Source organism: Deinococcus rhizophilus, assembly GCF_030271215.1.
Lineage (GTDB): Bacteria > Deinococcota > Deinococci > Deinococcales > Deinococcaceae > Deinococcus > Deinococcus rhizophilus.
This window is the reverse complement of record NZ_JASNGB010000169.1, coordinates 1-6,720: the sequence shown is the minus strand read 5'-3', so window position 1 is coordinate 6,720 and position 6,720 is coordinate 1. Positions and strand designations below refer to the sequence as shown.

Below are 6,720 nucleotides of genomic sequence, written 5' to 3'. Positions count from 1 at the left end.
GAGCGGCATCGGGCAAGCCCTCGCGCACGGGCTGGCGGCGCGGGGCAGCCACCTCGCCCTGATCGACCGCGACGGGCCGGGGCTGGAACGGGTGGCGGCGGCCATAGGCGCCCGCTGTCCGGCCCTGCGGGTCACCGCCCACACCTGCGACCTCGCCCACACCGGGGGCATCCCTGGCCTGGCGGACGAGGTGCTGCGGGCACACGGCCGGGTCACCCTGCTGGTCAACAACGCGGGCGTCGCGCTCGGCGGCACCTTCGAGCAGGTCACGCCGGAGCAGTTTGGCCGCGTGCTGGCCGTCAACTTCGGGGCGACGGTGGCCCTGTGCCGGGCACTGCTTCCCGCGCTGCGCTCGTCGCTGGGGGGGCAGATCGTGAACCTGTCGAGCCTCTACGGGATCATCGGCCCGCCGGGGCAGGCGGCCTACAGCGCGAGCAAGTTCGCGGTGCGCGGCTTCTCGGAGGCGCTGCGCCACGAACTCGCGCCCCACGGAATCGGGGTGACGGTGGTGCATCCCGGCGGCATCCGCACGAACATCGCCCGCCACGCCGAGGCCGCTCCCGGCGTCAGCCCCGCCGAGATCGAGGCGGGGCGCCGCGCCCAGGACCGGTTGCTGCGGCTGCCGCCTGAGCAGGCCGCCGGGATCATCCTGCGGGCCACCGAACGCCGCGCCCCCCGCGTGCTGGTCGGAAGCGACGCCCGCGCCGTGGACCTGCTCGCGCGGCTGGTGCCGGGCGACTACTGGGGGGTGCTGGGGCGGCTGTTCCGGGCGTAGGCGCGGGCTGGAGGGGTCCTCCTCCGTCAACTTCGCTACGCCTGCTCCGTCAACTCCGCTACGCCTGCAACGCCCCCCCCTCCGGCACGCAGCGTCTCAGGGCAGCCACCACCTCCGGGTCGAAGTGGCGTCCGGTCCCGGCGGCGAGTTCGGTCCACACGGCGTCTGCGGGCCACGCGGCCTTGTAGGAGCGGGGCGAACTCAGGGCGTCGTACACGTCGCAGGCGGCCAGGATACGGGCCAGCAGCGGCACGGCGTCCCCGGCAAGGCGGTCCGGGTAGCCGGTGCCGTCGAGCCGCTCGTGGTGGTGGCGCACCGCGTGCCAGACGACCACCGGCACGCCGGGCACCAGCCGCGAGAGCCGGGCGCTGTAGACCGGGTGGCGCTGCATCTGCCGCCACTCGCGGGGCCCCAGCGCTCCCGCCTTGCGCCGCACCCGCCCGGAGACGAGCAGCTTGCCGCTGTCGTGCAGCAGCCCGGCGAGGTACGCTTCCCGGATCTGTGCCGGGCTCAGCCCCAGGTCGCGGGCCACGGCGCCCGCCAGACACGCCACCCGCCCCGAGTGCGCCGTGGGCGGCCAGCCGATGGCGCGGCCGATCACCTCCCGGTAGGCGCGGCACCGCCAGCCGGGGCGCTCCAGAGCATGTGCCGTAAGAATGCGCTGCCGTTCCGCATTCGTTGGCCCGGCAGACTTGCAAAGCTGCGCAGCAGAGCGAGTGCATGGGACAGGAGCATGGGGCAGCATGGAGGCACCTGGGGTGCTGTCCCCCGGGGGCCGTAATTCTGTCCCATGCTCGTGCGGCGAGGGCGGCGGGGCGGCGTGACGGGGGTGGGCGTACCGGGGGGCAGTCGGGCACAGCGGCATGGGAAAAAAACCTTTCGAGTGGAGGGGTGGGGCAAGCGGTGGGGCAGCAAAATGCCCCCTCCCACGGTCCCCGGTCAGGGGAGGCGGGAGGAGGCCGGGCGGGATCAGAGCGGGGAGAAGACGAACTTGTCGCAGCTTCCGCCGCGCAGCACGCTCTCGGTGTGCTCGCCGAGGTAGGTCTGGCCGGTGATCGCTTCCAGAGCGCCCCAGACGGCCCCCAGCGTGAAGGTGCATTTGCGGTCGCTGCCCATGGGCTCGCCCGCCGAGCAGGCCGTGTCCTGGGTCTCGATCACGATGTCCTCGCCCTGCTGGTAGGACCGGGTGACGGCGGCCAGGCAGGTGCCGTTCTTGCCGATGGCGGCGTCCAGCAGGGGCGCGATCTGCTCGACCGGCACGTTGCTGCCCGCCACGCCGAGTTCAGCGGCGAGGTCACGGCCGCGCACCTTGCCCGCACGGGTAAAGACCACGGCGGCGCCGTCCTCGCCGAGGGTGTCCTCGACCCCGACGATCACGGCCTTGAAGCAGACGATGGAGTTGAAGTCCCCGACAAGGGGGCGCAGGGGCTGGGTGGCGGTCTGGGAAGCAGTCGCGGTCATGGGAGTTCTCCTGGGATAAAGGGTCCTGAGCAGGTCGCTGAGGGAGGTGGAGGGAGGGGCCATCGGGGCCTCGGGGAGGCTTAGAGGATGCTGGCGACGTCCTGCGCGGTGTCGCGGGCTTCCATGTGCAGCAGCCCGAGGTTCATGCCGGGAGGCGTCACGACCGCCAGCACGCCCTTGGTGCCTGCCGCGTAGATGTAGACCTGTCCCTGTGCGCCGCCCACGCTCATGTCGGTGAGCTGGCCCGAGCCCAGGGTGTCGTTGATGCGCTTGCCCAGACCCAGGGCGGTCGCGGCCATCGCGGCGACGCGGTTGGCGTCCGTGCCGTCGCTCATGGCCTGCGCGATGGGCAGGCCGTCCACGGTGGCGACCAGGGCGCCGCGCAGTTCGGGCATGGAGGTGCGGAGGTTGGTCAAAGAAGCGTTGAGGCGGTCTTGCTTGCTGAGAATCGCGGTCATGGTGGACTCCTGTGGAGGGGGCGCTCAGCCGAGTGCGGGCTGAGGAGAGAGGGTGAGTTCGAGGAGGTGGGCCAGCACCTCGCGGGCCTGGGCCGGGTCGGTGGCGTTCAGTCCGACGACCTGTTCCTGGGGCAGCCCGAAGTACAGCGCCACGTCGGCGGGGTCCCACACGCGGTCCTGATCCTGCCGGGTCACGCCGACGAGGAAGGGCACCGGGATGCGGCTGGTGATGAAATCGAGGATGCCCCGGGCGTGGGCGAAGTCCTGCGGGCGGTCCCCGGCGACGAGCAGCACCAGTCCCAGGGCGCCCTCGCACAGCACCTCCCACATGAAGCTGAAGCGGTCCTGGCCGGGGGTGCCGTAGAGGTGCAGTTCCTGACCGTCCAGATGCAGGGTGCCGAAGTCGAAGGCGACGGTGGTGTTCGTCTTGCCGATGTCCTCGCTGGCCTCGGCCTCGGTGGCGACGACGGGCGTTTGCGAGAGCGTCTGCACGAAGGTGGTCTTGCCCGCCCCGACCGGGCCGGACACCACGAGCTTGAGGGGAGCCTGGGGGGGCAGGGCCGTCGGGAACGCGGTCATGCCCGTGCTCATGCCCGTGCCCCCCCGCCCAGACGGCGCAGGGCGCCCAGCAGCCGCTGCACCAGCGGTGCCGACGCAGGCGCAGGCGCAGGGGGGACGGGCGCGATGTTCACGGCGGCAGCGGCTCCCGGTGCGGCGGCCCGCAGCGGCGTGATCAGACTGGCTCCCCGCAAGCGGTACAGGGCCACCCGCAGGTCCTGCTCGCTCCAGCCCACCTGCCGGGTCAGCTCGGCGGCGCTCGCCCCCGACTCCAGCGCGGGGCGCAGCACGGCCCATGTCCCGGCCAGCGGCGCGGGAACGGACGGGGTGCCCGGCGCCGTCACGAAGCGGGTGTCGGCGTGCGGCAGGTGCTCGGCGGTGACGCCCGTCCCGGCGTCCAGCACGCCTCCCAGCGGCAGGTCGTAGAACCGCAGGGCCCCGGCGGCGTGTTCGCGGCGCTGGAACTCGAACGCGCCCCGGCCCCGCGTGCCGAGATCCCGCAAGATCTCCTGCGCCCGCTCGCTGTCCATCACCGGGAAACCGTCGAGGTACAGGGCGCGGAGCTGGCCCCGCGTCAGCGTCAGTTCCAGGGTGCGGCCCTGGTAAGCCTCGTGAAAGTACAGGGTGCCCGTCTGGACGGCCAGCACCTTGAGCAGGTCGGTCAGCGCGTGGTCTTGCAGGTCGCCGAAGAGGGCCATATCAACTCCTTTCTGTGGGGGGTGAAGAGTGGGGGATGAGGAAGTGGGGTGAGGAAGTGGGGGTGAGGAAGAGAGAGAGACTGGAGCCAGCCCGGATGAGCGGCACTCCTGAACATGCAAGGAGGGTTCTAGGCCGCGCCGGGTCACACCGTTGTCACGTGTGATGAGCCCGTGATGAGAGGCACAGGCCCGCGCTCCCTGTCTGTGTCACAGAACCTGGCCTCCCGAACCCTTCGATGTGGAGGGATTGCGTCTAATACGGCCCTCAACGCTCTCACATGATGTACGCCGGGTGAGAGAAGCCTGTACGGCCTGTCCAGCTGTCGAGGCCACTCTGCTCCGCGCCGCGCCGCCCGTTCACTAGGCTACGGGGGCGATGGCTCATGACCCGACAACCGATCCTCAGAAGGAGCTGTATTCCCTGGCGCTGTTCAGCGAGGCCCCGGCGGCCTATCTCCTTCTCAGTTCGCAGGGCCGGGTGCAGGAAGCCAATGCAGCCGCCTGCGCCCTGCTGGGCCACGGGGCCGGGGCGCTGCGGGGGCGGCCGTTCGCACGGCTGCTGACACCGGACACCCAGGGCACCTTCAGCTGGCTGCTGGGTCAGGCGGCTGGCGCGGCGGCGCGGGTCCAGGCCGAGGGACAGGTGCTGCACGCCGACGGCACCGTGCTGGACGTGCTGCTGAGCCTGGGTGCCCAGCAGCCGGGAGGTGCGCCGGGGCCGCTGCGGCTGATCCTGACCGACATCACCCCCTACAAGCAGGCGCACCGCAGCCTGCTGGACCTGACGGCCAGCCAGGAGGAGCGGCTGCAGGCCGGGTCCACCCGCTTGCGGGCCACCCAGCAGGAACTCGAAGGCGTGGTCACGGTGGTCATGCAGCAGCTTCAGCTTCCGCTCGCGCGGGCGATGAACTACCTGAGCCTGACCCGGCGTGCCCTGGGAGACGGGATTCCGGAGGAGGTGGCGCGGCCCCTGCTCCAGAGCGAGCGGGCCGTGCAGCAGATCGTGGCGCTGACGGGTTCGGTGGGGGGCTACCTCCAGATGCGCCGGATGCGCCTGGCCCTGCGGCGGGTGGACCTCGGGCGGGTGCTGGGAGAGGTGCTCAAGGGGCTTCAGCCCAGCTTCGCCGACCGCCACGTTCACGTCACCCACGACCCCCTGCCCACCGTGCAGGGAGACAGTCAGGCGCTGGCCGTGATGCTGGGCGAGTACCTCTCCAACGCCCTGAAGTACACCAGGACCCGCGAGATCGCCCGCATCCACGTGCGGGTGCGCGAGACGGAGAGCGAGTACCACATCGGCGTGGAGGACAACGGCGCGGGCTTCAACATGCGCCAGAAAGACCGCCTCTTCCAGCTGTTCGGCCGCCTGCATCCCTCGCGCTCCTACGAGGGCACCGGGATCGGGCTGGTCACCGTGCGGCGGCTGTGCGAGCGCTTTGGTGGGCGCGTCTGGGCCGAGGGCAAGCCGGACCAGGGGGCGACCTTCTGGTTCGCGTGGCCCAAGTCGCCCGTCATTCTGGAGTGAGGTCCAGCCCGCTCGCGGCCTGCTCGCCGGAGTCCGTCTGCTCGCCGGGGTCCGGGGCGCTTCCCCAGCGGGCCATCGCGGCGATGATCTCGCCCAGCGCCTCGCCGCGCGGGGTCAGGGTGTATTCCACCCGGGGCGGCACCTCGGCGTAGACCGTGCGGGTCAGCACCTCCCGCCCCTCGAGGTCGCGCAGCCGGGCGGTCAGCGTCTTGGGGGAGATGCCTTGCAGGGCGCGGCGCAACTCGCTGAAACGCCTCTTGCCGCCCAGCAGTTCCCGCACGATCAGGGTGGTCCACCGTCCTCCCAGCACGTCCATCGTGCGCTCGACCCCGCATTCGGGGCGCCGGACTGCCGCGTTGCCGTATTTCATGGGTCCTCCTGGGGATGCTGGGTTGGCCTGCTGATTCGGCCTGCTGGTTTCCCGGAGGGTACTGGGTTTCACCTTGCCGCCCCCTTCCGGCGGGGTGAAGCGCCCCCTACCGTGGAGGGTATGACGGCTGAACTTCCAGATACGGTCCTGGCCCTGCTGGGCGGCACGGGGCGCACCGGCCGGGTGCTGATCGACCGCGCCCTCGCCCAGGGCCACGCGCTGCGGGTCCTGGCCCGCGACCCCGAGTGGCTGCACCGCCGGGACGGGGCCCTGACCCCGGTACGCGGCGACGCCCGCAACGCCGACGACGTGTTCCGGCTGCTGGAGGGAGCCGGCGCGGTCCTGAGCACCCTCGGGCCGGTGCGCGGCGACGGGGCGGGCGTGATGGCGCAGGCGGCGGCGCACCTCGTCGCCGTGATGCCGGGGCTGGGCCTCTCGCGGCTGATCACCCTGACGGGCGCGGGGGTGCGGCAGCCCGGTGACCGTCCCAAACTGAGCGACCGCCTGATTCGCCGGGCGCTGGCGACCCTGCAGCCGGACGTGCTGCGCGACTCGGAGGCGCACGTGGCGGCCGTCACCGCGAGTCCGCTGGACTGGACGGTCGTGCGCGTGCCCCGGCTGGGAGGCGGGCCGCTTCAACCGCTCAGGGTGGGCATGGTCGGCGACATCGGCACCTTCGTCTCGCGGACCAGCGTGGCCGACTTCATGCTGCGCGAGCTGGAGGAGGGCCGCTGGGTGCGGCAGGCCCCGGCGGTGAGCCACTGATGGGGCCAGAGCCCGCGCCCCTGCCCGCACCGGGAGGCTGGCCCGGCCCGGTCCTCGTGATGGGCGCGACGGGCACCGTGGGCGGCGAGACCGTGCGGCACCTCGCGCCG

The 6,720-nt window shown here is 72.1% G+C and carries 9 protein-coding genes; 3 read left to right on the top strand and 6 right to left on the bottom strand.

Features of this window, described 5'->3' with window-relative positions:
• Positions 1 to 775 (top strand): SDR family NAD(P)-dependent oxidoreductase (locus QOL99_RS13935; RefSeq protein ID WP_285524703.1); only part of this gene is annotated, 775 nt, incomplete at its 5' end.
• Between the two features lie 58 nt (positions 776 to 833).
• Here the strand turns inward: QOL99_RS13935 and QOL99_RS13930 are convergent.
• The 5 genes from QOL99_RS13930 to QOL99_RS13910 form a co-directional block, all read right to left on the bottom strand.
• On the bottom strand, positions 834 to 1,376 hold the full coding sequence (locus tag QOL99_RS13930) for an HD-GYP domain-containing protein (RefSeq protein ID WP_285524702.1): 543 nt from the start codon (positions 1,374 to 1,376) through the stop codon (positions 834 to 836).
• A 368-nt stretch (positions 1,377 to 1,744) separates the two neighbouring features.
• Positions 1,745 to 2,236: a hypothetical protein gene (locus tag QOL99_RS13925; RefSeq protein ID WP_285524701.1), complete on the bottom strand. Its 492-nt coding sequence runs from the start codon at positions 2,234 to 2,236 to the stop codon at positions 1,745 to 1,747.
• Positions 2,237 to 2,316: 80 nt separating this feature from the next.
• Positions 2,317 to 2,694: a roadblock/LC7 domain-containing protein gene (locus tag QOL99_RS13920; RefSeq protein WP_285524699.1), complete on the bottom strand. Its 378-nt coding sequence runs from the start codon at positions 2,692 to 2,694 to the stop codon at positions 2,317 to 2,319.
• Positions 2,695 to 2,718: 24 nt separating this feature from the next.
• Positions 2,719 to 3,273, bottom strand: coding sequence for a GTP-binding protein (locus QOL99_RS13915; RefSeq protein ID WP_285524697.1), 555 nt, complete (start codon positions 3,271 to 3,273; stop codon positions 2,719 to 2,721).
• A gap of 8 nt (positions 3,274 to 3,281) precedes the next feature.
• Positions 3,282 to 3,950 carry a hypothetical protein gene (locus tag QOL99_RS13910; protein ID WP_285524695.1) on the bottom strand — a complete coding sequence of 223 codons (669 nt, stop codon included), beginning with the start codon at positions 3,948 to 3,950 and terminating at the stop codon, positions 3,282 to 3,284.
• Positions 3,951 to 4,326: 376 nt separating this feature from the next.
• On the opposite strand from QOL99_RS13910, the gene QOL99_RS13905 reads away from it, so the two are divergent.
• Positions 4,327 to 5,475 carry a sensor histidine kinase gene (locus QOL99_RS13905; RefSeq protein WP_285524694.1) on the top strand — a complete coding sequence of 383 codons (1,149 nt, stop codon included), beginning with the start codon at positions 4,327 to 4,329 and terminating at the stop codon, positions 5,473 to 5,475.
• Here the strand turns inward: QOL99_RS13905 and QOL99_RS13900 are convergent.
• The gene (locus QOL99_RS13900; protein WP_285524693.1) at positions 5,462 to 5,845 is read right to left on the bottom strand and encodes a winged helix-turn-helix transcriptional regulator; all 384 of its coding nucleotides are present in this window, start codon (positions 5,843 to 5,845) and stop codon (positions 5,462 to 5,464) included. The two genes, QOL99_RS13905 and QOL99_RS13900, sit on opposite strands and share 14 nt — an antisense overlap.
• Before the next feature lie 120 nt (positions 5,846 to 5,965).
• On the opposite strand from QOL99_RS13900, the gene QOL99_RS13895 reads away from it, so the two are divergent.
• Positions 5,966 to 6,610 (top strand): NAD(P)-dependent oxidoreductase, encoded by a 645-nt coding sequence (locus tag QOL99_RS13895; protein WP_285524692.1) that lies wholly within the window; start codon positions 5,966 to 5,968, stop codon positions 6,608 to 6,610.
• Positions 6,611 to 6,720 lie beyond the last annotated feature (110 nt).